The sequence below is a fragment of the Arsenicicoccus cauae genome, from assembly GCF_043162025.1.
Taxonomy (GTDB): domain Bacteria; phylum Actinomycetota; class Actinomycetes; order Actinomycetales; family Dermatophilaceae; genus Arsenicicoccus; species Arsenicicoccus cauae.
The window spans coordinates 2,355,077-2,380,464 of record NZ_CP171001.1; the positions used below are offsets into that span (position 1 = coordinate 2,355,077).

General features: G+C 72.7%; 26 protein-coding genes. 14 read left to right on the forward strand and 12 right to left on the reverse strand.

The window, feature by feature from the left end; translation table 11 throughout:
• Positions 1-50: 50 nt before the first annotated feature.
• From ACF3NS_RS11010 to ACF3NS_RS11025, 4 genes are all read right to left on the reverse strand, one after another.
• On the reverse strand, positions 51-1,760 hold the full coding sequence (locus ACF3NS_RS11010) for a ubiquinol-cytochrome c reductase cytochrome b subunit (protein ID WP_154594115.1): 1,710 nt from the start codon (positions 1,758-1,760) through the stop codon (positions 51-53).
• Positions 1,760-2,833, reverse strand: coding sequence for a ubiquinol-cytochrome c reductase iron-sulfur subunit (locus ACF3NS_RS11015; RefSeq protein WP_230082955.1), 1,074 nt, complete (start codon positions 2,831-2,833; stop codon positions 1,760-1,762). Before ACF3NS_RS11015 ends, ACF3NS_RS11010 begins: the two co-directional genes overlap by 1 nt.
• A gap of 52 nt (positions 2,834-2,885) precedes the next feature.
• Entirely contained in the window at positions 2,886-3,671 is a 786-nt protein-coding gene (locus tag ACF3NS_RS11020) for a cytochrome c (RefSeq protein WP_288797639.1), read from the reverse strand.
• Positions 3,672-3,747: 76 nt separating this feature from the next.
• Positions 3,748-4,398 carry a heme-copper oxidase subunit III gene (locus tag ACF3NS_RS11025; protein WP_288797638.1) on the reverse strand — a complete coding sequence of 217 codons (651 nt, stop codon included), beginning with the start codon at positions 4,396-4,398 and terminating at the stop codon, positions 3,748-3,750.
• Positions 4,399-4,524: 126 nt separating this feature from the next.
• On the opposite strand from ACF3NS_RS11025, the gene ACF3NS_RS11030 reads away from it, so the two are divergent.
• Together ACF3NS_RS11030 and trpD are read left to right on the forward strand one after the other, a co-directional pair.
• Positions 4,525-4,962 carry a response regulator transcription factor gene (locus ACF3NS_RS11030; RefSeq protein ID WP_154594118.1) on the forward strand — a complete coding sequence of 146 codons (438 nt, stop codon included), beginning with the start codon at positions 4,525-4,527 and terminating at the stop codon, positions 4,960-4,962.
• 8 nt (positions 4,963-4,970) lie between these two features.
• Entirely contained in the window at positions 4,971-6,038 is a 1,068-nt protein-coding gene (trpD, locus tag ACF3NS_RS11035; protein WP_392469122.1) for an anthranilate phosphoribosyltransferase, read from the forward strand.
• A gap of 61 nt (positions 6,039-6,099) precedes the next feature.
• Here trpD and ACF3NS_RS11040 read toward each other — a convergent pair whose 3' ends face one another.
• The gene (locus ACF3NS_RS11040) at positions 6,100-6,381 is read right to left on the reverse strand and encodes an Lrp/AsnC family transcriptional regulator (RefSeq protein ID WP_288797637.1); all 282 of its coding nucleotides are present in this window, start codon (positions 6,379-6,381) and stop codon (positions 6,100-6,102) included.
• Between the two features lie 9 nt (positions 6,382-6,390).
• Entirely contained in the window at positions 6,391-8,178 is a 1,788-nt protein-coding gene (locus tag ACF3NS_RS11045) for a DEDD exonuclease domain-containing protein (protein ID WP_154594119.1), read from the reverse strand.
• Between the two features lie 139 nt (positions 8,179-8,317).
• Here ACF3NS_RS11045 and ACF3NS_RS11050 point away from each other — a divergent pair, with 139 nt between their 5' ends.
• Positions 8,318-8,551, forward strand: coding sequence for a hypothetical protein (locus ACF3NS_RS11050; protein ID WP_154594120.1), 234 nt, complete (start codon positions 8,318-8,320; stop codon positions 8,549-8,551).
• Between the two features lie 21 nt (positions 8,552-8,572).
• Positions 8,573-9,859: a hypothetical protein gene (locus ACF3NS_RS11055; protein ID WP_154594121.1), complete on the forward strand. Its 1,287-nt coding sequence runs from the start codon at positions 8,573-8,575 to the stop codon at positions 9,857-9,859.
• Between the two features lie 119 nt (positions 9,860-9,978).
• Here the strand turns inward: ACF3NS_RS11055 and ACF3NS_RS11060 are convergent, their stop codons facing one another.
• Entirely contained in the window at positions 9,979-11,781 is a 1,803-nt protein-coding gene (locus ACF3NS_RS11060) for an AMP-dependent synthetase/ligase (protein WP_392466084.1), read from the reverse strand.
• A 153-nt stretch (positions 11,782-11,934) separates the two neighbouring features.
• On the opposite strand from ACF3NS_RS11060, the gene ACF3NS_RS11065 reads away from it, so the two are divergent.
• Genes ACF3NS_RS11065 through ACF3NS_RS11085 form a run of 5 tightly spaced genes read left to right on the forward strand, consistent with a single transcriptional unit; the run spans position 11,935 to position 15,332 of the window.
• Positions 11,935-12,375, forward strand: coding sequence for an SRPBCC family protein (locus ACF3NS_RS11065; protein WP_392466086.1), 441 nt, complete (start codon positions 11,935-11,937; stop codon positions 12,373-12,375).
• Complete coding sequence (locus ACF3NS_RS11070; protein ID WP_392466087.1) at positions 12,375-12,722, forward strand: hypothetical protein; 348 nt, start codon at positions 12,375-12,377, stop codon at positions 12,720-12,722. The genes ACF3NS_RS11065 and ACF3NS_RS11070 overlap by 1 nt, the downstream gene beginning before the upstream one ends.
• Positions 12,719-13,684: an ROK family glucokinase gene (locus ACF3NS_RS11075; RefSeq protein WP_230082956.1), complete on the forward strand. Its 966-nt coding sequence runs from the start codon at positions 12,719-12,721 to the stop codon at positions 13,682-13,684. The genes ACF3NS_RS11070 and ACF3NS_RS11075 overlap by 4 nt, the downstream gene beginning before the upstream one ends.
• Positions 13,681-14,658 carry an ROK family glucokinase gene (locus ACF3NS_RS11080; RefSeq protein ID WP_392466090.1) on the forward strand — a complete coding sequence of 326 codons (978 nt, stop codon included), beginning with the start codon at positions 13,681-13,683 and terminating at the stop codon, positions 14,656-14,658. Before ACF3NS_RS11075 ends, ACF3NS_RS11080 begins: the two co-directional genes overlap by 4 nt.
• A complete protein-coding gene (locus ACF3NS_RS11085; RefSeq protein ID WP_392466093.1) occupies positions 14,655-15,332 on the forward strand; it encodes an endonuclease/exonuclease/phosphatase family protein in 678 nt (225 codons plus the stop codon). Before ACF3NS_RS11080 ends, ACF3NS_RS11085 begins: the two co-directional genes overlap by 4 nt.
• Positions 15,333-15,382: 50 nt before the next feature.
• Here ACF3NS_RS11085 and ACF3NS_RS11090 read toward each other — a convergent pair whose 3' ends face one another.
• Together ACF3NS_RS11090 and ACF3NS_RS11095 are read right to left on the reverse strand one after the other, a co-directional pair.
• Positions 15,383-15,922: a hypothetical protein gene (locus ACF3NS_RS11090; RefSeq protein ID WP_288799356.1), complete on the reverse strand. Its 540-nt coding sequence runs from the start codon at positions 15,920-15,922 to the stop codon at positions 15,383-15,385.
• Between the two features lie 3 nt (positions 15,923-15,925).
• A complete protein-coding gene (locus tag ACF3NS_RS11095) occupies positions 15,926-16,687 on the reverse strand; it encodes a carboxylesterase (protein WP_288799357.1) in 762 nt (253 codons plus the stop codon).
• Between the two features lie 64 nt (positions 16,688-16,751).
• On the opposite strand from ACF3NS_RS11095, the gene ACF3NS_RS11100 reads away from it, so the two are divergent.
• The 3 genes from ACF3NS_RS11100 to ACF3NS_RS11110 are packed head-to-tail and all read left to right on the forward strand — an operon-like array spanning position 16,752 to position 19,499.
• The gene (locus ACF3NS_RS11100) at positions 16,752-17,666 is read left to right on the forward strand and encodes a 1-acyl-sn-glycerol-3-phosphate acyltransferase (protein WP_375804521.1); all 915 of its coding nucleotides are present in this window, start codon (positions 16,752-16,754) and stop codon (positions 17,664-17,666) included.
• 4 nt (positions 17,667-17,670) lie between these two features.
• Entirely contained in the window at positions 17,671-18,801 is a 1,131-nt protein-coding gene (macS, locus tag ACF3NS_RS11105) for a MacS family sensor histidine kinase (RefSeq protein WP_392466096.1), read from the forward strand.
• Positions 18,801-19,499, forward strand: coding sequence for a response regulator transcription factor (locus ACF3NS_RS11110; protein ID WP_288799358.1), 699 nt, complete (start codon positions 18,801-18,803; stop codon positions 19,497-19,499). The genes macS and ACF3NS_RS11110 overlap by 1 nt, the downstream gene beginning before the upstream one ends.
• A 39-nt stretch (positions 19,500-19,538) precedes the next feature.
• On the opposite strand, the gene ACF3NS_RS11115 is transcribed toward ACF3NS_RS11110, so the two are convergent.
• Entirely contained in the window at positions 19,539-20,396 is an 858-nt protein-coding gene (locus ACF3NS_RS11115) for a DUF1028 domain-containing protein (RefSeq protein WP_288799969.1), read from the reverse strand.
• An 86-nt stretch (positions 20,397-20,482) separates the two neighbouring features.
• Here ACF3NS_RS11115 and ACF3NS_RS11120 point away from each other — a divergent pair, with 86 nt between their 5' ends.
• On the forward strand, positions 20,483-21,844 hold the full coding sequence (locus ACF3NS_RS11120; RefSeq protein ID WP_392466098.1) for a class II 3-deoxy-7-phosphoheptulonate synthase: 1,362 nt from the start codon (positions 20,483-20,485) through the stop codon (positions 21,842-21,844).
• A 34-nt stretch (positions 21,845-21,878) separates the two neighbouring features.
• A complete protein-coding gene (locus ACF3NS_RS11125; RefSeq protein ID WP_154594129.1) occupies positions 21,879-22,460 on the forward strand; it encodes a molybdopterin-dependent oxidoreductase in 582 nt (193 codons plus the stop codon).
• A 56-nt stretch (positions 22,461-22,516) separates the two neighbouring features.
• On the opposite strand, the gene ACF3NS_RS11130 is transcribed toward ACF3NS_RS11125, so the two are convergent.
• Together ACF3NS_RS11130 and pknB are read right to left on the reverse strand one after the other, a co-directional pair.
• Complete coding sequence (locus ACF3NS_RS11130) at positions 22,517-23,395, reverse strand: DMT family transporter (RefSeq protein ID WP_392466101.1); 879 nt, start codon at positions 23,393-23,395, stop codon at positions 22,517-22,519.
• Positions 23,396-23,452: 57 nt separating this feature from the next.
• Complete coding sequence (pknB, locus tag ACF3NS_RS11135) at positions 23,453-25,369, reverse strand: Stk1 family PASTA domain-containing Ser/Thr kinase (protein WP_392466103.1); 1,917 nt, start codon at positions 25,367-25,369, stop codon at positions 23,453-23,455.
• Positions 25,370-25,388 lie beyond the last annotated feature (19 nt).

Consider the following 25,388-nt stretch of genomic DNA (forward strand, 5'->3'; position numbering starts at 1 on the left):
GCGCCCTCCCGAGAGGGGAGACGCCCGTGCCGCGGCGGAGCCGAGGAAGGTCAGCTGCGCTCGACCTCGACGGGCCGGTGACCATCGATCGCCTCGTGGCCATGGCCGTCGTGGTGCGCGGCAGCGAGGTCGCGCGGGGTGACGGGCGGGATGTCGTCCTCGAAGAAGAAGCGCGACAGCCGAGCACGACGCTTGTCCGAGGTCGTCCCCGGTCGCGGCACGCCGTTGGCGTCGGTCGCGTCCCCCAGCTCGAGCGGACGGGCCGCCTCGTACTCGACGAGGTTCCACCGGGTGTACTCGTCGATGTCCTCGTGCTTCTCCGAGAAGGCGCCGTCCGCGGTGCGCATGATGCGACCCGTCTCACGGCCATGCAGCACCAGGTCGCGGTCGCGGCGCTGCAGGGAGATGCAGACGCGCTTGGTAGCCCAGAAGGCCACGAGCGGCAGCACGAAGAAGCCGATGCGCAGGAACCACGTGATGTCGTTGATGGACAGGTGCAGATGCGTGGCGATCAGGTCGTTGCCCGCGGCGGCCCACAGCACGGTGTAGGCCGTGATGGCGGCCAGACCGATGGCCGTGCGCGTCGGGGCGTTGCGAGGACGCTGGAGCAGGTGGTGCTCACGGTCGTCACCGGTGATCCAGCGCTCGAAGAAGGGGTAGGCCCCGAGCAGGACGTAGACGAGGGGGAGCAGGAGCAGCGACCCGATGAGGACACCGTAGGTGAGCGTGAAACCGCCGAACGAGACCTCGGTCCAGCCGGGCATCAGGCGCAGGGCACCGTCGGCGAAGCCCATGTACCAGTCGGGCTGCGACCCCGCCGTCACCTGCGTCGGGTCGTAGGGGCCGTAGTTCCAGATCGCGTTGATCGAGAAGAGGCCAGCGATGAGGGCCGTGATCCCGAAGACGATGAAGAAGAAGCCGCCCGCCTTCGCCGTGTAGACCGGCATGAGGGGGTAGCCAACGACGTTCTCGTTGGTCCGGCCGGGCCCGGGATACTGCGTGTGCTTGTGGACCATCACCAGGATCAGGTGGGCGGCCAGCAGCCCGACCAGGATCGCGGGCAGCAGCAGCACGTGCGCAGCGAAGAGTCGCGGGATGATCGCCTCGCCGGGGAAGCCCCCGCCGAAGAGGAAGTACACGAAGTAGGAGCCGATGACCGGGATCGTCAGCATGAAGCCCTGGGCGGCGCGCAGGCCCGTGCCCGACAGGAGGTCGTCGGGCAGGGAGTAACCGGCGAAGCCTTCGACCAGCGCGAGCATGGCCATGAGGGCACCGATGACCCAGTTGATCTCACGCGGCTTGCGGAAGGCCCCGGTGAAGAACACACGGAACATGTGCACGACCAGCGCGACGACGAAGATGAGGGCCGCCCAGTGGTGGATCTGCCGGATGAGCAGACCACCGCGCACGTCGAAGGAGATGTCCAGCGTCGAGCGGTAGGCCTCGGACATGTGGATGCCCTTGAGCGGGACGTAGGAGCCGTCGTACTCGACGTGGCCGGCGCTCGGGACGAACCACATGGTCAGGAAGACCCCGGTGATCAGACAGATGATCATGGAGTACATCGCGACCTCGCCGAGCATGAACGACCAGTGGTCCGGGAAGACCTTGCTCATCATGTAGCGGACGCCCTTGGCGGCACCGGTGCGGTCGTCGACCCACCCGCCGACGCCCGCCACTCCACCGGGCTTGCGTGCCGGGCGGACCTCGCGGATGTCGTCGGCCCGCAGGTCGTTGGTCGAACGGGTGGTGGTGCTCATCAGCCACGCTCCCAGAAGCTCGGGCCGACTGCCTCGGCGAATCCTGAATCGGCGACGAGGTAGCCCTCGTCGTCCACCGTGATCTTGAGCTGCGGCAGCGGACGGTGTGCTGGGCCGAATATTACCTTGCAATCCTGCGTCACGTCGAAGGTCGACTGGTGGCAGGGGCACAGCAGGTGGTGCGTCTGCTGCTCGTAGAGGCCAACTGGGCACCCGACGTGCGTGCAGATCTTGGAGTACGCGACGATGCCCTGGTAGCCCCAGTCACGCTCCTTCTTGACCTTGATGTCGTCCGGGTCAAGACGCATGAGCAGGACCGCGGCCTTGCCCTTCTCGTTGAGCGGGTGCTCCGACTTCTCGATGCCCTCGGGCAGGACGTGGTAGACGGAGCCGATCGTGACCTCGTCCGCCCGGATCGGGAGGTTCTGCGGGTCCCGCATGAGACGAGGACGACGGCCCTTCGGCCAGTGCTTCTCGTCCCAGAAGGTCGTCGACAGGTCGTTGCCCGGCAGCGGACCCAGCCCCCCGACCACCGGCAGGACCAGCGGGATGGCGAACAGGCCGAGCGCGCCGCCCAGCGTGGCCTTGATGAGCGGACGACGGTTGAGCTGGGCCGCCTCGCCGCCCTCGCCGAGCGCCGCGGCGAAGGCAGCCCGCTCGTCGGGCGAGCTGCGGAGCTCATGACGCTCCTCGACGACCTCGTGGTCGGGCATGAGCGTCTTGGCCCAGTGCACCGCCCCGGCGCCGATGAAGAACAGGCTGATCGCGAGAGTCAGCCCCAGCCCGACGTGCATGGCGAGGACGTTGCCGAGGAAGGGGATGGCGACGTAGGTGTGCTGGGGGATGGCGAAGTAGAGCACGACGAACGCCAGCGTGCCGAGGATCGACAGCAGGAACATCGTGGCCACCTGGCGCTCCGCGCGACGGGCGGCGGCCGGGTCCTTGTCGGCGAGGCGCTCGACGTGCGGGGGGAGGCCGGGGTTCTGGAAGCGCTTCGGGATCCCGCCGTGGCCGACGACGTCGCCCTGGTCGAGACGAACCGCACCCTTGCCGAAGTCGTTGGAGTCAGTCATGCGCTGCGATGCCCCATCAGGAACGGAGTGGTTGGTCTGGTCGTTCATGTCCTCAGGCCGCCTTCTTGCCGAGCCACACCGCGGCGACGATCATCAGGCCGATGCCCAGCGTCCAGGCCAGCAGGCCCTCCGGCACGGGCCCGAGGTTGCCGAGGGCGGCGCCTCCGGGGTTCTTGTCCTCGTCCATGGCCTTGAGGAAGGTGATGACGTCGCGCTTGGCCTCGGGGCTGAGGTTGGCGTCGTTGAAGACGGGCATGGACTGCGGGCCGGTCTGCATCGCCTCGTAGATGTGCTTGCCCTCGACGCCCCGCAGCGTCGGCGCGAACTTGCCGCGCGTCAGGGCACCGCCCGACCCGACCGCGTTGTGGCACATGGCGCAGTTGACGCGATAGATCTCGCCGCCCTCGGCCGCATTGCCGCCGCCCTCGGTGAACTCCTCCGAGGGGACAGCGGGCCCGGCGCCCAACGTCGCCACGTAGGCGCCCATCTGACGGATCTGCTCCTCGTTGAACTTCGGCGTGTTGCGGGCCGCCTGGACTGCGGGGGCCGCCATCGGCATACGACCGGTCCCCACCTGGAAGTCGACGGCCGCAGCGCCCACGCCGGCGAGGGTCGGGGCGTCGGGACCACCCTCGGCGTTGAGGCCGTGGCAGCTGGCGCAGTTGGCGAGGAAGAGCTTCTTGCCCTCCTCGACGTCCTGGGCGCTCGAGGCGGTGGCCGTGGCTGTCGCGTCCTGCGGCTTGGCCACGGCGTAGGCCGCACCCACCACGAAGAGCATGGCCAGGAGGAGAACGAACAGTGTGGCGGGGTGCCTGCGCCGGGCGGCCAACGCGTTCACGAAAGGGTCCTGTCGTCGACGGTCATGGGGCGGGTGCTGCTGGGTGTGTCGAGCTGCGGGGAGCGGGTCTGCACTGTTACTTGAGGATGTAGATCACGGCGAAGAGCGCGATCCACACGACGTCCACGAAGTGCCAGTAGTAGGAGGTGACGATCGCTCCGGTGGCCTGGGCGTGGGTGTAGCGACGGGTCGTGAAGCTGCGGGCGATGATGAGCAGGAAGGCGATGAGCCCGCCCGTCACGTGGATGGCGTGGAAGCCGGTGGTCATGTAGAAGACCGAGCCGTAGCCGTTGGAGTTCAAGGTGATGCCCTCGCTGGACAACTTGGCGTACTCCCAGGCCTGGCCGGAGACGAAAACAGCCCCGAAGAGGTAGGTCAGGACGTACCACTCGCGCATGCCCCAGCGGCGCACGTCCAGCAACGACCCGGTGCGGGCGGGCTGGCCGGCCTCGGCCTTCCACACGCCGAGCTGGCACCAGACCGAGGAGATGACCAGGATCAGCGTGTTGACCGCGGCGAAGGCGACGTTGTGCTTGGGCGTCTCGGCGGCCCACTGCTCCGGCACGACCCCCCGGATCGTGAAGTACATCGCGAACAGGCCCGCGAAGAACATGAGCTCGCTGGAGAGCCAGACGATCGTGCCCACCGAGGCGAGGTTGGGCCGGGTCGCCGGGCCGAGCGCGGCATGGCTGGGGGAGCTGTGGTGCACAGCGGATGCAGTCGACACGCCGCCATCTTGCCCCAAAAACGCGGGACTTGCCCAACGACAGGCGACCTCCGGAGAGTCGGCCGCCCGAGACGCCCCTCGGATGCCGGTCGGGCGGCCCGCGCGGGGGCCGCTAGGATCGGGCGCATGACCGCGAGCCACACTGCTTCGTCCAGCGGCGCCGACGCCCTCCGCGGGCTTCGCGTCCTGCTCTACTCCGACGACGTCACGACGCGTGACAAGGTCCGCCTGGCGGTCGGCAAGCGCCCGGCCAAGGACGTGGTGATCGAGGCCTGGCACGAGGTCGCGACAGGCGAGATGGCGCTGCGGGGCGCCGAGAACGGCCAGTTCGACCTGCTCATCCTGGACGGGGAGGCCGGCAAGGTCGGGGGGATGGGCCTGGCCCGGCAGATGAAGAACGAGATCTACGGCTGCCCACCCATCCTCGTGCTCACCGGCCGCCCCCAGGACAGCTGGCTCGCGGCCTGGTCTCAGGCCGACCTCGCCGTGCCGCACCCCCTGGACCCGCTCGCGCTGGCGACCGGCGTCTGCGAGCTGGTGCGCCGCGACCGCACCCGCGCGTGACGGAGATCATGCCGGGGCCGGGGCCATTCACCTGGCCCACGGTGCTCAGCGGCCTGATCGACGGTCGCGACCTGTCCGTGGACGAGGCGCGCTGGGCGATGGGGCAGATCATGTCGGGCGAGGCGACCCCGGTCCAGACGGCCGGCCTCCTGATGGCTCTGCGCGTCAAGGGCGAGACGGCCGACGAGCTGCGCGGTCTCGCCGACGAGATGCTCGCCCACGCCCGTCCCCTCGTCGTCCCCGGGCCGACGCTCGACATCGTCGGCACCGGCGGGGACCGAGCCAACACCGTCAACATCTCGACCATGTCGTCGCTGGTCATCGCCGGCGCGGGGGTACGGGTGGTCAAGCACGGCAACCGTGCGGCGTCCTCCAAGTCCGGCTCGGCCGACGTCCTGGAGGCCCTCGGCGTGGGTCTCACCCTGCCCCCTGAGCGCGTGGCCGAGGTGGCGGACGAGGCCGGCATCACGTTCTGCTTCGCGCGGTCGTTCCACCCCTCGATGGCGCATGCGGCCGCGGCGCGTGGAGAGCTGGGCGTCGGGACCGCCTTCAACTTCCTGGGTCCCCTGACCAACCCGGCCCGGCCCACCTATGCGGTGGTGGGGTGCGCCGACGCGCGTATGGCGCCCCTCATGGCCGGCGTCTTCGCAGGGCGGGGGAGCGACGCCGCCGTCTTTCGTGGGGACGACGGTCTGGACGAGGTCACGGTGTCCACGACCACGTCGGTGTGGTGGGTCTCGGGCGGCGAGGTCGTCGAGCGCACCCTGGACCCGCGCGCGCTGGGCTTCGAGCTGCACGACCTGTCCACGCTGGTCGGTGACGACGCCGCGCACAACGCCGGGGTGGTGCGCCGGCTGCTCGCGGGCGAGCGCGGCCCCGTGCGGGACGCGGTCCTGCTCAACGCGGGCCTGGGCCTCGCGGTCGCGGGCGCCCGGGACGCGGGCGGTGCCGCTGACCACGCGACCTTCGTGGCGCTGGTGGCCGACGGGGTCGAGCGGGCGCGCCGTGCGATCGACGAGGGCGCCGCCGCCCAGGTGCTGGAGCGGTGGGTGGCAGCGACGTCGACCTCGAGCTGAGGTCGAGGTGCTGGGGCGCCTCGCCGGGCAGGTCCCTACGCGGCGTCCGACGCGTGCGGTCTCAGCCGTCGACGCCGAGGCTGAAGGCGGCCTCGAGGTCGTGCCGCGAGTAGGTGCGGAAGGCGATGTGGGTCTGGGTCCCCACGACCCCGTCGACCTTGTTGAGCCGGTCGGCGATGACGTCGGCGAACTCGTCGTGCTCGCGCACGCGCACCATGGCGACGAGGTCGACGTCCCCGGTCACCGAGTAGACCTCGGTGACGCCCTCGAGCTCGGCGATGGCCTGGGCCACCTCGGGGATGCGGTCGACGTCGGCGTTGATGAGGACGATGGCTGAGATCACAAGCCCACCCTAGTGCGCCACCAGCGAGGCCGTCCCCCTCGACCGACGGACCGGCCAGGCGTCGAAGCCGGGGTCGGTGGCCGCCGCCACCAGCGGCTCCAGCCGGGCGTGCTCGCCCTGGGCGCCGTGCACGGGGCAGCTCCACGACCCGTCGAGCTCGACCAGCCGGACGCCGTCGGTCTCGAGCCAGCGCAGGACCAGCTCGGTCTCCTCCGTGCCGACCGCGCCTCGCAGCCCCACGGAGGAGGGCTCCGGCACGTGCTCGGCGGAGGCGCGCAGGGCCTCGACGTGCGGCATCGGGTCGGCCCCGGCCGGGGTCACGACGGTCCCGGCCAGTCTGCCGTGGCGGACGCACACGACCTCCCACCCGCCGCCGGGAGCGCGACGGGCGGCGACCAGCTCGGGCGTGGCACGCAGGGGCGCGAGCCGTTGCGCCTTGCCCGCCCCCCGCACCAGGGCGAGCAGCCGGTCCCGCACGACGCCGGCCTCCTCGTAGCGGTCCTCGCCGGACAGGTCCGCCATGCGGCGGTGGAGCGCCCCCACGACCGCACGGCAGTCCCCCCTCAGCATGTCGCGCACCCGATCCGCTACCGCTGCGTAGTCCTCGACCGTCTGGTCGCCCGTGCACGGGGCGCCGCACCGCCCCATCTCCGCGAGAGCGCACGCGGTGCCGCGGGGGCGCAGACTCAGTCTGGAGGTGCACTGGCGCAGCGGCACCGCGTCGTGGACCGCCGCCACCGCCGCCTCTGCGGACAGCCGCGAGGTGTAAGGGCCGGAGTAGGTGGCGCCGTCGTCGCGCAGCTGCCGCACGAGGGACAAGCGGGGAAAGGGCTCGTCGGTCAGCTTGATCCACACGCCGCGGTCGGGGTGCCGGGACCGCCGGTTGTAGCGGGGCTGGTGGGCGGCGATCAGCCGCAGCTCGCGGACCTGGGCCTCGAGCCGGGTGCCGCACACGATAGGGGTGACGGACTCGGCGAGCGCGACCATCTCCGCCATCCGCGTGCGTCGCTCGGACGCCGTGAAGTAGGAGCGGACCCGGGACCTGATGTCGTGCGAGGTGCCGACGTAGAGCGGCCGACCCTGGGCGTCCTTGAAGACATAGACCCCGGGCCGGGACGGCAGCCCCTCGGCGAGGTGCCGCTTGCGTCGCTGGGCGGGGGACACGCGCGAGGTGAAGGTCAGGAGCTCGTCGAGGGTGTGCACCCCCTGGTTGCCGACCCGGCCGATCAGCTCGTGCAGGACGTCGACGGTGGCCTTGGCGTCGTGCAGCGCCCGGTGGTCGGGGATGGTGCGGGAGGAGAACAGCGCCGCCAGCGTGGCGAGCTTGTGGTTGGGCGCCTCGTCGCGGGGCACCAGCTGCCGGGCGAGGTGCACGGTGTCGAGGACGCGGACGGCGGGCCAGTCCAGGCCGCAGCGCTCCGCAGCGGCCCGCAGGAACCCCACGTCGAAGCGGGCGTTGTGCGCGACCAGCACGCTGCCCCGGGCGAACTCGAGGAAGGAGGGCAGCACCTGGGCGATCGACGGCGACTCGGCGACCATGGCGTCGGTGATGCCGGTGAGCACCGAGATGAAGGCCGGGATGTGCGCGTGCGGGTTGACCAGCGTCTGGAACTCGCCCAGCTCGACCCCGCCGCGGACCTTGACCGCACCGATCTCGGTGATGGCCGAGGTGGCGGGGCTGCCGCCCGTCGTCTCCAGATCCACGACGACGAAGGTGGTCTCCGCGAGGGTGGGGCCCAGCTCGTCGAAGGTGCCCTGGACGGCGTGCCCGGTGCGGAGGGTGGGGGTCGAGCTCATGGCGACGACCCTAGGGGCGGCCACCGACAGACCCCCGCGGCGGGCCGTCGACACGCTGGTGACCCGGGGTCTGTCAGTGGTGGCGCCTAGCGTCCTGGACATCGGGACCGTCCGGTCCCGCCGACGTGAGGAGTCACTCATGCTGCTGGAGTGCCGCACCTGCCCCGTCCGTGGTGACGCCTGCCGCGACTGCATGGTCAGCGCCCTCGTGGAGGGGCCCGCCGTGCCGCTGGACCCGCGCGAGCTCGCCTTCGTGGCGCAGCTCGTCGGGGCCGGGCTCGTGAGCCGTGACCACGCTCGGGAGCTGTATGCCCGCCGCCAGCCGGTGTCCGCGGGCCACGGCGACCCGCTCTCGGGCACGCGGGCCGGCTGAGCCGGTGGCTATGGTGTCGCCGTGACGAGTCCGCGCCCGAGAGCCCGCTGGTGGCCCGTAGTGCTCGGCTTCGTCCTGGCGGCGAGCCTGCTGGCGGTCGCGGTCCTCGGGTGGGGACGACTGACCGCCACCGACCTCGGGGCGGCGACCCCGGCAGGTCGCTCCACCACAACGGCCCTGGCCGGGGTCCAGGAGCTCCTGGACCGGCGGGTGGCGGCGGCACGGTCCGGGGATGCGAGCGCGTGGCTCGCCGACCTGGACCCGTCCGCGACGTCGATGCTTGACCGGCAGCGGGCCCTCTTCCGCTCCCTGCGGGCCCTCAAGGTCGAGGGGCTGACGTTGCGGGCCGAGCGCTTCCTGCCCGGCCCGGCGGTCCGCGCCGACGGCACGGTGGGCGACGGCACGGCACGGGTGGACGCCGTCGGTGCCTGGACCCTGCCGGGGGTGGACGCCCGGCCCGCGCCCTTCGCCGTGGAGCTCACCGTCCGCAGGCAGGGAGCCGGGTGGGTGCTGGTGGACGACACGGCCGTGGGGACGGTCCGTCAGGCCTTCGACCTGCCGGGGCTGCAGGTGCGCCGCACCGCGGCGGGCGTCGTGGCGGGCAACGCGTCCGCGGCGCACCTGGACGAGGTCGCCGCCGACCTGGCGGGGGCGCGCGCCCAGGTGGAGCGAGCCTGGGGCCGACTCGCCCACCTGCCGGCCGTCGTGGTGCCGAGGACGGAGGCCGAGTTCGCCTCGCTCACCCGTCGCACGGGCCAGGACACCTCCCAGGTCGCCGCCGTCACCTACGGGATGCTCGAGGAAGGCTCCACCGCCCGCGGTGATCGGGTGGTCGTCAACCCGCGGGCGTGGTCGCAGTCCACCCGGCAGGGACGACGCATCGTGCTCGCCCACGAGCTCACGCACCTGGCCGTCCGAGGGTCGACCACGCACCCCGTGCCCCAGTGGCTGAGCGAGGGTTATGCGGTGCACAGGTCCTACGCGGGGCTGCAGGTCGACCCCCGCCAGGCGGCTCCCGAGCTGCTCGACGCCGTCGCCCGGGGACGGCTGCCGACGAGCCTCCCCGCTGACGCGCGCTTCGAGGGGGCGGCCTCGGGCACGGCCTACGACGAGGCCTGGCTGCTCGTCGACTGGCTGGCCCGGACCTACGGCGAGGAGACGCTGCGCCGGGTCTACCGCGAGGCAGGGGCAGGGGGCTCCGTCGAGGAGGCGCTCGGGAGGATCGGCCTCAGCGAGACCGACCTGCTCGTGCGGTGGCAGCAGGAGCTGCGTCGGCTGGCGGGGGCGCCTCAGGAGCCGGTCCCGTGATCAGGTCGGCTGCACCGACGCCGTGATCGGGCCGGCTGTGGCGACGCCGTGACCGCTCCGGAGGACCCGCGGCGCGGTCCGCACGACCCCGCCGACGCCGTGACCGACCGCCAGGCGCCTCAGTCGTCGGAGACCGGCCCGCCGTACATCGCGTCGATCACCGGCGCGAAGTCTCGCACCACGAGGTGCCGCTTCACCTTGAGGGAGGGGGTGAGGTAGCCGTTGGCCTCGGTGAAGTCCTGGTCGAGGATGGCGAACTCGCGGATGGACTCGGCCCGCGAGACGGCCTCGTTGGCGTGCGCCACGGCCTCGTGGACCTCCCGTCGCACCCGGGGGTGCGACGGGGCGTCGGCGAAGTCCACCTCACCCAGCCCGTGACGCGCGGCCCAGCCGGGCCACATCTCCTCGTCGAGGGTGACCAGCGCACCCACGAACGGCCTCTTCTCACCGACAACGATGCACTGCGACACGACCGGGTTGGACCGCAGGCGGTCCTCCAGGACCCCGGGCACGACGTTCTTGCCGCCAGCCGTCACGATGATCTCCTTCTTGCGACCGGTGATGCGGACGTGACCGCTGTCGTCTATCGAGCCGAGGTCGCCGGTGCGGAACCACCCGTCGGTGAACGCTGCAGCCGTGGCCTCGGGGTTGCCGCGGTAGCCCCGGAAGACGTTGACGCCCCGGGTGAGCAGCTCGCCGTCGTCCGCGACCCGGCACTCCACACCAGGCATGGGCCGCCCGACCGTGCCGATCTTGAGGCCGGGCACGTCGTTGACGCTCATGGGGGCGGTCGTCTCGGTCAGGCCGTATCCCTCGAGGACCGTGACGCCGATGCCGCGGAAGAAGTGTGCCAAACGAGGACCGAGCGGGGCACCTCCCGAGACGGCGTAGCGGACCCGACCGCCCATGGCGTCCCGCAACTTGCGGTAGACGAGGCGGTCGTAGACCGCGTGCTGGAGCCGCAGCGTCACGGGGACCCGCCCTTGGTCCATGGCCCGGCTGTGCGCGATGGCGACGCGGGCGGCGGCGTGAAAGACCTTGTGCGTGCCGGCCACCTCGGCCTTGGCCTCGGCCCCGACGTAGACCTTCTCGAGGACCCGGGGGACGACGAGCAGGAAGGTCGGCCGGAAGGACTGAAGGTCGGCCATGAGGTTCTTGATCGACGGGGTGTGTCCCATCCGCAGGCCGTAGTCCACGACGAGGACCTCGATGAGCCGACCGAACACGTGCGCCAGCGGCAGGAACATGATGGTCGAGGCGTCGTCCGTGACGACCTCGGGGAGGTGGTGGCGGGTGTTGTCCGACAGGGTCATGAAGTTGGAGTGGGTGAGCTCGGCACCCTTGGGCCGGCCTGTCGTGCCGGACGTGTAGATGATCGTGGCCAGGTCCGAGGGGCCCGCCAGCCGCGCCCGCTCGTCGACGACCTCGTCGGCGACCGTGGACCCGGACTCGACGAGCCGGCCGAGGCCCCCGTCGTCGATGACCCACACCTCGCGGAGGTCGGGGAGCCGGTCCCGCACGTCCGCCACCGAGGCCGCGTGCTGGGGCTTCTCGACGACGACGGCCGCGGCCCCGGAGTCCTCGAGGATCCACGCGATCTGCTCCGCGGAGCTGGTCTCGTAGATCGGGACGCTCACGGCGCCCGCGGTCCACAGCGCGAAGTCGGTCAGCGTCCACTCGTAGCGGGTGCTCGAGAGGATCCCGACGCGCTCTCCGGGCTCGATCCCCGCCGCGACGAAGCCCTTGGCGAGTGCCCAGACCTCGTCCCGCCACTGGGCGGACGTGACGTCCTGCCAGGCCTCGCCAACCCGGCGCCCGAACACCACGCGGTCCGGGTGCCGCGCCGCGTTGCGCGTGACCAGCCCGGCGAGGTTCCCCTCGGTGGGTGCGGGGACGATGATGGGCGTGCTGGTGGCGTCCACGGGCTGCTCCTTGGCTCGACGTCGGACCGGATGCAGGCTACAGCCGGCGGAACCTACCGGAGAGTAACCATATTCCCGGCCCCGCGGTGTCGGATGTGGCCGGACCCACACGCTCGGGAGCGCCCGGGCGTCGTCCTGGCTAGGGTGGCACCCATGGCCCAGCGCACCGAGTCCAGCATTGTCATCCCTGCCTCTCCGGCGGCCGTCCTCGACGTGGTCGCGGACGTCGCGTCCTATCCCGAGTGGACGCCCGAGATCCGCTCGGTGGAGGTCCTGTCCGAGGACGACGGCTGGGCCGAGCAGGTGCGGTTCTCCCTGGAGGCCGGGCCCGTCAAGGACACCTACACCCTGGCCTACGACTGGGACGTGGACGAGGACGGAGCCGGCACGGTCTCCTGGCACCTCGTGGAGGGCGGCGTCCTGAAGGCCATGGACGGGTCCTACCTCCTCGAGCGCGTGGACGGCGGCACCAAGGTGACCTACGCGCTCGGCGTCGACGTGAGGCTGCCGATGCTGGGCGCCATGAAGCGGGCCGCCGAGAAGCGCATCGTGGAGGGTGCGCTGCAGGGTCTGGCCGGGCGCGTCCGCAGCTGATGGGCGCAACCCACGAGACGGCCGGGGCCGGCACGGTCGACGAGGAGTCGCGCCGGCTCAAGGAGCTGCTGAGGGCAAGCCTGGGCACCCAGGCGTCCCTGCCCGACCAGCCCGACGAGCGGGACCAGCCCGACGAGCGGGACGAGCGGGAGGCGTCCGCCCACGCGGCGGGCACCTGCCCCGTATGCCGGGCCAGCCGCCTCGTCCACGCCGTGGCCCCGGACATGATCGACGAGGTGGGACGCGGGGTGGAGGCACTGGGGCGTTCGCTCCGGGCCGTCGCGACGGCGGCCAGACGGCATACTGACGAGCACCTGCACGCACGGACGGATGAGGAGCGAGGATGACCACCATCGGTCTGGACGTGGGCGGCACCAAGATCGCCGGCGCCCTGGTGGACGAGGACGGCGCCGTCGTCGCCCGGGCCCGCCGGGAGACGGGGATCCCCAGTGCGGAGTCCGTGGCCGGCGCCTCGGCGGACCTCGTGCGTGAGCTGGCGCAGCACCACGACGTCAAGGCCGTGGGCATGGCGGTGGCCGGGTTCGTGGACAAGTCCGGCGCGCACGTCGTCTACGGCACCAACCTGGGTATGCAGGACGAGCCCATGAAGCAGCGCATGGAGTCGCTCATCGACTACCCGGTCATCCTCGACAACGACGCCAACGCGGCCGCCTGGGGCGAGTTCCGGTACGGCGCCGGCCGCGACAGCGACGACATGCTGCTGGTCACCGTGGGGACCGGCATCGGGGGCGGGATCATCCTCGACAAGCGCCTGCTGCGCGGGGCGTACGGCTTCGCCGCCGAGATCGGGCACATGCGGGTGGTGGTGGACGGTCCCCGGTGCGGCTGCGGCAACCGCGGCTGCTGGGAGATGTACGCGAGCGGCAGCGCCCTGCTGAGGTCCGCCAAGGAGCTTGTCTCCTCGGGCACCCCCCATGCGGCCCGGCTGCGCGAGGCATGCGGTGGGCGGGCCAAGGACCTCAAGGGTCAGGCGATCACCGAGCTGGCCGCGAAGGGCGACCTCGCCAGCATCGAGCTGCTCGAGGACCTGGGGCGCTGGCTCGGCGAGGGGTGCGCCAGCATGACGGCGATCCTCGACCCGGACATGATCGTGGTCGGCGGGGGCGTCGTCGAGGCGGGCGACCTCCTGCTCGACCCGGCCCGTCATGCCTATGGACGCCACCTCACGGCGCGTGGGCACCGCCCCGTGGCACGGTTCGTGCCGGCCTCGCTCGGCAACGACGCCGGCATGATCGGCGCCGCCGCCATCGCTGCCGAGGTCTACGACGGGGCGGGGGCGGACGCGTGAGCGATCTCGCCATCGGGATCGACATCGGCGGCACCAAGGTCGCCGGGGGCGTGCTCGACCAGCAGGGGGCGATCGTGGCGCGCGCCCGCCGGGACACCCCGCACCGCAGCAAGAGCCCGGGCGTGGTCGAGGACACGATCGTCGGCGTCATCGAGGACCTGCTGGTCCAGGTGCGCCGCGAGGAGGTCCTGGCCGTGGGCGTCGGCGCGGCCGGATGGGTCTCGGCGGACCGCGCGACCGTGCTGTTCGCGCCGCACCTGTCCTGGCGCAACGAGCCGCTCCGGGAGCGGCTCTCGACCCGGGTGCCGGTCCCGGTCTACGTCGACAACGACGCCAACGCGGCGGGGTGGGCGGAGCACCGCTTCGGCGCCGGTCGCGGCGAGACCCACCTCATGATGATCACGCTCGGCACCGGCATCGGCGGCGCCCTCGTCATGGACGGGCAGGTCCAGCGCGGACGGTACGGCGTGGCGGGGGAGTACGGCCACATGATGGTGGTCCCCGGCGGCCACCGGTGCGAGTGCGGCAACCGTGGCTGCTGGGAGCAGTACGCCTCGGGCAACGCCCTGGTCCGAGAGGCGCGCAGCCTCCTGCTGGCCAACTCGCCGGTGGCCCACGACCTGCTGGAACGTCTCGGCGGCGAGGACCAGGCCCTGACCGGACCCGTGATCACGGAGGCCGCCCAGGACGGCGACCAGACCTGCGTCGAGCTCATCGCGGAGATCGGACGGTGGCTCGGCACCGGTCTGGCCAACCTCGCGGCGGCCCTCGACCCCGGCAGCTTCGTCATCGGCGGCGGCGTCAGCGCCGCCGGGGACCTGCTGCTCGGCCCGGCCCGCGAGACCTTCGCCCGCGAGCTGACCGGGCGTGGCTACCGCCCCATGGCGCGGATCCTGCAGGCCAGCCTGGGCAACGAGGCGGGGCTCATCGGCGCGGCGGACCTCGCGCGCAGCGAGGCCCTCGCGACGTCATGACGGTGCGCGTCGCGAGCTACAACACCCGCGACTTCCTGGACGACCGCAGGGCCGCCGCCCGCGTGGTGCGAACGCTGGCGCCGGACGTCCTGCTGCTGCAGGAGGCTCCGCGGCGGTTCTGGCCCGGCCCGCTGGTGCGCAGCTTCGCCCGCGAGACCGGCCTGCGCTGGCCAGGCGGCCACCGCGGCTCGGGCGGGACGACCGTCATGCTCTCGGACCGCCTCACCCTCGTCGACTGCCGGCACCACGGCCTACCGGTGCCGCTCGGTCAACGGACCCGAGGGTATGCCGTCCTGCGCGCCCAGCTCCCCGAGGGGCCGCTCCTCACGGCGGTGAGCGTGCACCTGGGGTTGTTCGAGGGGCAGCGGCTCAGGCACACGCACCAGATCCTGCGCGACCTGCCGCGCGAGGGACCGCTCGTGCTCGCCGGCGACCTCAACGAGGGCCCGGGCGGACCCAGCTGGCAGACCATCGCCAGGGTGCTCGACGTGCTGTCGGTGGAGGAGCCGACCTACCCTTCGTGGGCTCCGGTCGAGATGCTCGACGTGGTCTGGGGGAGGGGCCTGCGCCGGGTGGACGGCACCCCACCGCCGCTGGACCGAGGAGGCCGGGACGTCCGGCGCGCCTCGGACCACCTGCCGGTGTGGGCGGACGTCGACCTGCTCGCGCCCTGACGAGCGGGGCGCTGGGCCTCGGCGGCCCAGAGGTGCACCTCGTCCTGCGGTCACACCCGCGCGCCGTCGTCGTCCTCGTCGTGCGTGCTGGGCAGACGCAGCACCAGCCCCGCGAAGGCCGCGACGGTGGCGAGCCCCGCCAGCCACAGGTAGATGCGCGGGGTGGTGTGGCCCGTCAGCACCAGCAGCAGCAGCACGAGCGGGCCGGCGCAGAGGCCGACGAGGATCGCCCACCAGACGGGGTCGGAGCGCCACGACGGCATCGGGGCAGGCGGCGGTGGCACGTAGTGGTCGTCGGGGTCGTCGGGGTCGACGGGCGGGCTCCAGGAGCGGTGGTCGGTCCCCATCGACAGCCCCGACGCAGGGTCGCGGTAGACCAGGCGCGGGTCCAGGGCGCGACGCTGCTGCGGCGTCCCGGTGGGTGGCGGAGGAGGCACCGCCTCGGTGGCGTGAGCGGGACCGGCAGCCGCGCCCTCGCCCGGTCGACCCTCACCCGGGAGGTCATCTGAGGTCGACCCGTCCTCGGTGTCCCAGCGCGCGACGATCTCCTCGAAGCGGGCGTTGATGTCGTCCGGCTCGTGGGTGGCCATGGGTCAGCCTCGCCGCACGCGCTCGACGAACTCCACCGAGCGGTCGTGGATCACGTGCGCGTCGTGGTCGAGGGTCGCGACGTGATAGCTGTCGGCGAGGCGCACGTGCGTGACGTCGGTGCTGGAGATGCGGCTCAGCAGGAGCTCGGAGCTGGAGGCCGGGACCACGTGATCCTCGTCGGACTGCAGGAGCAGGACGGGCTGGGTGATGTCCGGCAGGTCCCGCACGGTCAGGGCCCACAGCTGCACCATCGACGACAGGGCGTGCAGGGGGGTCCGGTCGTAGGCCAGCTCGGTCACCCCGCTCGCCCGGATGTCGCTCGCGATCCCGGGGATCGACGGCGCCAGCCGGCGCATGAGGGGGAGGGCCCGCAGGCGGTGGTCGTCGCTGCGGTAGGCGGGATTGACCAACATGAGGCCCGCCACGCTGGGCCCGTGCAGCTGCGCGAGCCGGGTCACGAGCGCGCCGCCGAGGCTCAGCCCGGCGACGAAGACGGTGTCGCACTCGTCGAGCAGGCGCAGCAGCTCGCGCTCGAGCACGGCGATCCAGTCGTGCCACTCGGTGCGGTTCAGCGCCTGCCAGGTCGTCCCGTGCCCCGGCAGGCGGGGCAGGCGCACGGCATACCCCTGGTCGGCGAGGTGCTGGGCCCAGGGCCGCATGGACTGCGGACTGCCCGTGAAGCCGTGGCTGAACAGCACGCCGACCCCGTGCCCCTCGGATCGCCCAGGGCTGCTGAACGCCTCGGCACCTGGCAACACCTGCACGTCGACCTCCTGATGGCTGAGCCGCGCGTCACGGCCGTCCCAGGGTAACCGGGGCTGGGTTAGAGTGCTGATCACGCGCGCGCAGATCGAGGTGGCTACGGTGCTCTACTGGTTCTTCAAGTCGCTGGCCCTCGGCCCGCTGCTGAAGGTGCTCTTCCGACCCTGGGTCGAGGGCTCCGAGCACGTCCCCACCCGTGGTGCGGCGATCCTCGCCAGCAACCACCTCTCCTTCTCCGACTCGTTCTTCCTGCCGCTCGTCCTGAGCCGGCGCATCACCTTCCCGGCCAAGATGGAGTACTTCACGGGTCGGGGGGTCAAGGGGCGGCTGACCGCGGCCTTCTTCCGCGGGGTCGGGCAGATCCCCATCGACCGCACGGGCGGCTCGGCGAGCGCCGCAGCCCTGCGCTCCGGTCTCGAGGTCCTGCACCGGGGCGAGCTGTTCGGCATCTACCCCGAGGGCACGCGGTCCCCGGACGGTCGGCTCTACCGCGGCAAGACCGGGGTGGCGCGCCTGGCGATCGAGGCCGGGGTCCCCGTCATACCGGTCGCCATGATCGGGACCGACAAGGCCCAGCCGACCGGCAAGCTCATCCCCAAGGTCATGCGCATCGGAGTGCGCTTCGGCGAGCCGATCGACTTCTCGCGGTATGCCGGGATGGAGGGCGACCGTCACGTCCTGCGCGCCATGACAGACGAGATCATGTACGCCCTCATGGAGCTGTCCGGCCAGGAGTATGTCGATGAGTACGCCGCGACCCGCAAGCAGCGGATGGTGGAGACGGCACGGGCCAAGGCCGAGGAGGCCAGGGTGCGGGCGCGCGAGCTGCAGGACCAGACGCGCGTCAAGGCCGACGAGGCGCTGACCCGGGCCAAGGAGCTCGGGGACCCCGCGGCGCTGAAGGAGCTGGGCGACCAGACCCTGGCGCGCGCCGAGGAGGCCATCGCCAAGGCCAAGGACCGACGCACGCACAAGGACTGAGCCGATGGCTGCGCGGCGCTCGACGATGGCCGGCCTGGAGCGGGGCATCTGGCGCGGCATCGACGTGTTCCGCCTGCTGGCGCTGTGCTACGCAGCCTCGATGGTGTGGATCCACCGGGACACCATGACCCGTCCCTGGGTGGCCTGGCTGGTGCTCGTCGTCCTCGCGGCCTGGTCCTGCTGGCTCGCGACGCGTCAGGCCCGCAGCGCCGGCACCCTGGGGGCTGACCTCGCCCTCGCCTGCGGCGCGATCCTCGCGACCATCGCGGTGCACCCGCCGGAGCTCATCGCCGGCGGTTCCACGACGATCCCGTCCATGTATGCCGCCGCGCCCGTCGCCGCCTGGGCCGTCAGCTGGGGCCTACGGGGCGCCCTGGTGTCCGCCGGTGTCGTGACCGTGGCCAACCTCGTCGAGGTCGGCCAACCGACCGGCGCGACCATCTACAACACCTTGCTGCTCGTCGTCGTGGCCGCCTGCCTGGGCCTCTGCATGGACCTCGGCCGCCGCAGCCAGGCGGCGCTCCACGAGGGTCTGCGCCTGCAGGCGGAGGCGGCCGAGCGGGAACGAATCGCCCGCGTCGTCCACGACGGGGTCCTGCAGACGCTCGCGCTGATCCACCGCCGCGGGGCCCAGGCGGGCGGCGAGGCCGCGGCGCTCGGGGCGCTGGCAGCCGCCTCCGAGCGCGACCTCCGCTCGCTCGTGACGGCGGCCCGGCCCCGCGAGCGTCCCGGCACCGTGACCAGCATCGACGTGCGGGCCGCCCTCATGGCTCTGGCTGGGCCGGGGGTGGAGGTCGTGGCACCCGCCGAGGCCGTTCCCCTGCCGTCCCGGCGGGGTCAGGAGCTGGTCGCCGCCGTGGGTGCCCTGCTCGACAACGTCGCCCGCCACGCCGGACCCGGGGCGCGCGCCTGGGTGCTGCTCGACGACCTCGGCCCGGCGATCGAGGTCACGGTCCGTGACGACGGCTGCGGCATACCGCCCGGTCGTCTGGAGGAGGCGGAGCGCGACGGCCGGCTCGGCGTCGCGTCCTCGGTGCGCGGTCGCCTGCGGGACCTCGGGGGAGAGGCGACCGTCCGATCGACCATGGGGCGAGGCACGACCGTGCGGCTGTGCCTGCCCACCCAGGAGGAGTGATGACCCAGCGGAACGACACCGACCGCGACGGACGCCGGACCTCGGTGCTCGTCGCCGATGACCACCCCATGTGGCTGGACGCCGTGGTGCGCGACCTCGACGACGCGGGGTACGACGTCGTCGGCACCGCCACGGACGGGGAGGCGGCGGTGCGCAGGTCGCTCGCCACCCGGCCCGACGTCCTCGTCCTCGACCTCAACATGCCGGGGCTGCAGGGGCAGGAGGTCTGCGCGCGCCTCGCCGCGGCCGGCCTCGGCACGCGGGTGCTGATCCTGACGGCGAGCGGGGAGCAGCAGGACGTCCTCGACGCCATCAAGGCCGGCGCGACGGGCTACCTGCTGAAGTCCACCGGCCGCACGGAGTTCCTCTCGGCCGTGCGGGCGACGGCCGAGGGTCGCGCCAGCTTCACGCCGGGCCTGGCCGGGCTGGTCCTGGGGGAGTACCGCCGCCTGGCGTCACGGTCCGAGCGGCATCCGGAGCCGGACGCCGCTCCCGTCCCCGAGCTGACGGCGCGCGAGGTGGAGGTGCTGCGGCTGGTGGCGACGGGCATGTCCTACAAGGACATCGCCGCCGAGCTCACCATCAGCCACCGCACCGTGCAGAACCACGTCCAGAACACCCTGACCAAGCTGCAGCTGCACAACCGCGTCCAGCTGGTGCGCTATGCCATCGACCAGGGGCTCGACGGCCCGGCCTGACCGAGGCTGGACCTCCGCCTGACCTTCGCCTGACCTTGGTCAGAAGGTCGGGAAGCGCTCGCTGGTCTGCTCCGGCGGCAGCGTCTGCTCGCGCAGCACCTGCAGCACCCGCGCGTCGATGCCGTCCGGCGTCAGACGCATCTCGAGGTTCTCCATGGCGCCCCACGCGTCGAGGGCCGTGGCCACGTCGCCGGCGTAGCCCAGCCGCTCCAGCCGCTCCCGCACGTCCTCGAGCAGGGGGCCCTCCAGGGGCAGCACCTTGGTCGGGCGGCCGAAGTGGAGCTCGTTGAGGGCCACCAGCCGGTGCAGCTCCTGCACCGGCTGAGGGTGGTCGTCGACCCGCAGGTCGGCCAGCACGCCGCAGGCGTCGTAGCCCGCGCCCGGGAAGGTCGCGTAGACGCCGGCGCTCTGACGTCCCCGGCGGTCCCCGCCGGCCCGGTCACCGGCGAGCAGGGTCTCGACGAGCCGGTCGACGAAGGGCAGGTGCGCGCCCTCGAGCCAGGTGCGCTCCATCGACGTGACGACCTCCTCGCCCGTGAGGATGTTGCCCTGGATCGCGTAGCCGCCGTCCGCGTCGCGACCCGCGACCCCACCGCACCACGGCACGCAGTCGGCGCCAGTGAAGGTCACCTGGCTGGTCGCCCCCACGATCCCGACCTGACGGGTAGCGGCCTGGGAGTCCTCGCCGGTGATCCGTGCCAGGGCCTCGTCGGCGGTCAGGCCCTCCTCGAGCCGGTCCAGCGCGGCGACCCGGTAGCCGGCGTTGGCGAGCGCCTGGCTGGCGACCGCCCCGACCCCCGGGCGCACCATCGCCACCGGTCCGCTGGCGGCGAGGAACCTGCTCGCGACGGCGACGCCGTAGGCGTCTCCGACGTTGGCCACGATCGAGAACGTCATGCGTCGACCCTAACGTCTGGGGGAGCCCGGGGCGCGGCGCCCGTGATGCGGACGCGTCCTGGTGCGTGCGGCGAGGGCCGTAGGCTGTGGCCGTGAGTACCCAACCCGCTCCCGAGCTCCTGACGGCCCTCGACGCGTGGCGCGACCTGCCCGCCGCCCAGCAGCCGTCGTGGCCGCAAGGGTCCGGGCTGGAGGCGGCGGTGGACACGCTCCGCTCGATGCCGCCGCTGGTGTTCGCCGGGGAGTGCGACCAGCTCACCGACCGGCTGGCCTCGGCGGCCCGCGGCGAGGCCTTCGTGCTGCAGGGCGGTGACTGCGCCGAGACCTTCGCCTACGCCACGGCGGACAACATCCGGGACCGGGTCAAGACCCTGCTGCAGATGGCGGCGGTCCTCACCTACGGCGCCAGCGTGCCGGTCGTCAAGATCGGCCGTATGGCGGGGCAGTACACCAAGCCCCGCTCCTCGGACACCGAGACGCGGGGGGAGGTCACGCTCCCGGCCTACCGCGGCGACATGGTCAACGACTTCGAGTTCACCCCCGAGTCGCGCCGGCCCGACCCGCAGCGCATGGTCCGCGGCTACCACGCCAGCGCCGCGACGCTGAACCTCGTGCGGGCGTTCACCACGGGCGGGTTCGCCGACCTGCGGCACGTCCACGCGTGGAACCGCGGGTTCTCCGCCAACGCCGAGTACGCCCGCTACGAGTCCATGGCGCGCGACATCGACAAGGCCATGCGGTTCATGCTGGCCTGCGGCGCCGACTTCGACGCGATGCGGTCGGTCGAGTTCTACGCCAGCCACGAGGCGCTGCTGCTGGAGTACGAACGCGCGCTCACCCGGATCGACCACCGCACGGGGGTCGCCTACGACACGAGCGGCCACATGGTGTGGGTCGGCGAGCGCACCCGCCAGCTCGACGGGGCCCACCTGGAGTTCGTCGCCCGCATCCACAACCCGGTCGGCGTCAAGCTGGGCCCCTCCACCACCGGCGACGACGTGATGGCGATCGTCGACAAGGTCGACCCCGAGCGTCGTCCCGGCCGACTGACCTTCATCACGCGCATGGGGGCCGGCACGATCCGACAGGCGCTGCCGCCCATCGTCGAGCGGGTGCAGCAGGAGGGAGTCCTGGTGACCTGGGTGACGGACCCCATGCACGGCAACACCCACACGAGCGCGAGCGGCTACAAGACCCGCGACTTCGACGACGTGGTCGACGAGGTGCGGGGGTTCTTCGAGGTGCACGCCGACCTCGGCACGATCCCCGGTGGCATGCACGTCGAGCTCACCGGCAACGATGTCACCGAGTGCACAGGCGGGTCGATCCGCATCGAGGACGCCGACCTGTCGGCGCGCTACGAGACGGTGTGCGACCCGCGGCTCAACCACCAGCAGAGCCTGGAGCTGGCCTTTCTCGTGGCCGAGATGCTGGCCCAGCGGTCCTGAGCCGCACCTGGGCAGATGTGAGAGAGTTCGTCGCATGCCTCGCACCGAGCCGCGCACCGTGCCCCCCGGGCAACGGCTCGTCGCGGAGCTGCCGGTGCAGCACTACGGACGGGTGCCGGTGCTCTCGCCCGAGACGTGGACGTTGTCGATCGTCGGCGAGACGGCCGGGCCGGACCGGGTCCTGACCTGGGAGGACCTGCAGGCGCTGCCGCGTGACACCCTGGTGGCCGACCAGCACTGCGTGTCCAAGCTGACCAGCCAGGACGTCGTGTGGGAGGGGGTCCTGGTGCGGCACGTCGTGGACCTCGCGCCCCCGGCCGACGGCGCGGGCCACGTGCTCGTCTCGGCGACCTACGGCTACAGCGCCAGCCTGCTGCTCGACGACCTGATCTCCCCGCGGTCGCTGCTCGCCACGCACCGCAACGGCGACCCCCTGGCCGCCGAGCGAGGAGGTCCGGTGCGCCTGGTCGTGCCGCACCTCTACGGCTACAAGGGCCCCAAGTGGGTCGGCGAGATCGCCTACCTGCGGGAGCCGGTGCGCGGCTTCTGGGAGCAGCGCGGCTATCACCTGGTGGGTGACGTATGGCGGCAGGAGCGGTACTCCTACCAGGAGTGAGCGTGAGCGCACGCCCGCCGGACCTGTCTGCACGGCCGGTCGACGCGCGGGTGGGCTCACGGCTCGTGGTGCAGCGCCTCCAGCGGAGGGCCGTCCGCCCCGCGACCACGGCGGCCCGCGAGCTCCACGACATACATCGCGGCTAGGACGAGACCGCCGCCGAGCACCATCCGCGAGGTCACCGACTCCCCGCCCAGCGTGACGGCGAAGCCGGCGGCGAAGACCGGCTCGAGCGTCATCACGATCGCTGCGCGGCTGGCGCTCAGGTGGGCCTGCGCCCAGGTCTGGGCCCAGAGCGCGCCGGCGCCGGCCACGACCGCCATGTAGACCACGGCCCACCAGGCGCCGGTGCTGGGTGGCAGACCCACACCGTCGACCGCGGCCACGACCGAGCATCCCACCGCGAGCGCGACCATCTGGACGGTCGACAGGGCGGTGGCGAGCTCGGCGGTGGAGAACCTCGCGACGCCGAGGATGTGGATGGCGTAGACCGCGGCGCAGGCGAGAGTCAGCGCCTCGCCGAGGCCCACCGGTGAGGCCACGTCACCGAGGGACAGGACGGCGAGGCCCAGGACCGACAGCACCACGGCGACCCAGGTGGCGCGGCCGACCCGCTCGCGGAGCAGGAGGGCGCCGAGCACGGGAGTGAGGACGACGTACAGGCCGGTGATGAACCCCGACCGGGAGGCCGCGGTATGGGCGAGCCCCACGGTCTGCAGGACCTGGGCGACGGCGTAGACGAGGCCGAGCAGCACGCCGGCCACGCAGGCGCGCCGGTCCAGGGTCTGCAGGCTGCGGCCGAAGAGCAGGAGCAGGCACACGGCCGCGATGGTGAACCGGACGGCCAGGAAGTCCACCGCGTCCATGGAGCCGAGCAGGTCGTGGATGAGGTAGAAGGTCGAGCCCCACACCGCCGTCACCGCGACCAGGGCCATGGTGGCGACCCCCGGGCGAGGGGTGTCGCGGTGTCTCGAGGAGGCCGCGTCCGCCACTCAGACCACCACGATGGTGACGGTGCTGCCCTTGGGGGCGCGCCCCCCGGAGGGCCGCTGCTGCGACACGAGGCCGAACACCTCGCCCAGGGGTGACGAGACGCGCACCTGGAACCCCGCGGCCCGCAGCGCGGCCACGGCGTCGTCCTTGCTGCGCCCCCTGACGGACGGCACGTCCACCATCTCAGGCCCCTTGGACAGGGTCACCGTGACCGGGTCGCCCTGGTGGAGTGTGCCACCGGCGGGGGACTGCTGGGTCACCGATCCCTCGGGCACGGTGGTGGAGTAGACCCGCTCGGGGCCCTCGGCATAGGTCAGGCCGACGGTCGTGAGGGCGCGGCGCGCCTCGGCCGCGGTGCGCCCCGTCAGGGAGGGCACCGGGATAGGGCGACGGCCCTTGCTGACGACGAGGGACACCTTGATGAGCGGGCGCAGCGAGGTGCCCGCGGCCGGGTCCGTGGAGACCACCTGGCCCGCGGGCACCTGCTCGTCGTAGGCCTCGGTCACCGCCCCGACGGCCAGGCGGGCACCCTCGAGCGACTGCCGCGCCGCGTCGGTCGGGGTCCCCCGCACCTGGGGCACCTGGTGGCGCTCGGGGCCGCGGCTCACCACGAGGGTCACGTCGTCGGTGCGGTGCAGCCGCGTGCCCTCGCCCGGCGTGGCCTGGATGACCGAGCCCTGGGGGACCTGCTCGTCATAGGTCTCCTCGACGGACGCGTCCAGGTGCGCCGCGGCGAGCCGGGCCTGGGCCTCGGTGAGGGGGACGCCCGTGAGGGTCGGCACGGTGGTGGGGGCGCCGGGGCCCTGCGTGAGGTACCACGCCGCGCCGCCGCCCACCAGCAGCAGGAGCGCCAGCAGGGGCACCAGCAGGCGCAGCCGCCGTGGGCCACGCGGGCCGCCGACGGGTGGGATCGCGCCGCGCGTGGCCCCGGCGGGGGCGCCCGGCTGCACCGGCGTCGGGATGGGTCGGGCCGAGCCGGCTGCGCCGGACCGGGGTATGGCGACCGTCGGGGTCGCCCTGGCGGCGGCGGCCTCCGGCTCGCGGGGCCTGGCGTCGAGCTCGTCCGGCCCGAGCGCCGACCGGACCTCGCGCAGCCGCGCCGCGAGAGCCGCCCCGTCGGCGGGGCGCTCACCGGCGTCGCGGTGGGTGGCCCAGGCGATCACCTCGTCCAGCACGGCCGGCACGCTGGGGACGGCCTCGCTGGGCGCGGGGATGCTGCCGTGCACGTGCTGGTAGGCCACGTGGATCGGGGACTCGCCCTCGTAGGCCTTCTGCCCCGTCAGCAGCTCGTAGAGGACGAGGCCGGTGGCGTAGACGTCGCTGCGGGCGTCGGCGATGCCCCGCTCGACCTGCTCGGGGGACAGGTAGGACACGGTCCCGAGGATCGTGCTGCTGGCGGCGGTGACGGTCTGGGCGGTGACGGCCCGCGCCAGACCGAAGTCCGCCACCTTGACGCGGCCGTCGTCGCGGATGATGACGTTCTCGGGCTTGACGTCCCGGTGGATGATGCCCGCCTGGTGGGCCACCCCGAGTGCCTCGGCCAGCGGCACCACGAGGTCCAGGGCCGCGCGCACCGTCAGGGGCGCCTCGGCGTGGACGACCTCGCGCAGGGTGCGCCCGGGCACGAGCTCCATGACGAGGAACATGTCGTCGTGGTCGACGCCCTGGTCGAACACCGCGACGATGCGGGGGTCGTTGAGGCGGGCCGCGGACCGGGCCTCGCGCTGGAACCTCGAGGCGAAGGACTCGTCGTCGGTCAGGCCCCTCCGCAAGATCTTGACGGCGACCTCACGGTCGAGGCGCTCGTCGAGGCCCTCCCACACGGACGCCATGCCTCCGTCGGCGATGTGCCGGACCAGGCGGTAGCGCCCGTCCAGCACCCGTCCCGGGGCGGTGAGGTCGGTGGGGCGAGGCACCGTCCGATCCTAGGCGGGG

Coding starts and splice junctions, on each gene's coding strand:
- ACF3NS_RS11010 (WP_154594115.1), bottom strand. CDS start 1,760: ATGAGCACCACCACCCGTTCGACCAACGACCTGCGGGCCGACGACATC.
- ACF3NS_RS11015 (WP_230082955.1), bottom strand. CDS start 2,833: ATGACTGACTCCAACGACTTCGGCAAGGGTGCGGTTCGTCTCGACCAG.
- ACF3NS_RS11030 (WP_154594118.1), top strand. CDS start 4,525: ATGACCGCGAGCCACACTGCTTCGTCCAGCGGCGCCGACGCCCTCCGC.
- trpD (WP_392469122.1), top strand. CDS start 4,971: ATGCCGGGGCCGGGGCCATTCACCTGGCCCACGGTGCTCAGCGGCCTG.
- ACF3NS_RS11045 (WP_154594119.1), bottom strand. CDS start 8,178: ATGAGCTCGACCCCCACCCTCCGCACCGGGCACGCCGTCCAGGGCACC.
- ACF3NS_RS11050 (WP_154594120.1), top strand. CDS start 8,318: ATGCTGCTGGAGTGCCGCACCTGCCCCGTCCGTGGTGACGCCTGCCGC.
- ACF3NS_RS11065 (WP_392466086.1), top strand. CDS start 11,935: ATGGCCCAGCGCACCGAGTCCAGCATTGTCATCCCTGCCTCTCCGGCG.
- ACF3NS_RS11070 (WP_392466087.1), top strand. CDS start 12,375: ATGGGCGCAACCCACGAGACGGCCGGGGCCGGCACGGTCGACGAGGAG.
- ACF3NS_RS11075 (WP_230082956.1), top strand. CDS start 12,719: ATGACCACCATCGGTCTGGACGTGGGCGGCACCAAGATCGCCGGCGCC.
- ACF3NS_RS11085 (WP_392466093.1), top strand. CDS start 14,655: ATGACGGTGCGCGTCGCGAGCTACAACACCCGCGACTTCCTGGACGAC.
- ACF3NS_RS11090 (WP_288799356.1), bottom strand. CDS start 15,922: ATGGCCACCCACGAGCCGGACGACATCAACGCCCGCTTCGAGGAGATC.
- macS (WP_392466096.1), top strand. CDS start 17,671: ATGGCTGCGCGGCGCTCGACGATGGCCGGCCTGGAGCGGGGCATCTGG.
- ACF3NS_RS11110 (WP_288799358.1), top strand. CDS start 18,801: ATGACCCAGCGGAACGACACCGACCGCGACGGACGCCGGACCTCGGTG.
- ACF3NS_RS11115 (WP_288799969.1), bottom strand. CDS start 20,396: ATGACGTTCTCGATCGTGGCCAACGTCGGAGACGCCTACGGCGTCGCC.
- ACF3NS_RS11125 (WP_154594129.1), top strand. CDS start 21,879: ATGCCTCGCACCGAGCCGCGCACCGTGCCCCCCGGGCAACGGCTCGTC.
- ACF3NS_RS11130 (WP_392466101.1), bottom strand. CDS start 23,395: ATGGCCCTGGTCGCGGTGACGGCGGTGTGGGGCTCGACCTTCTACCTC.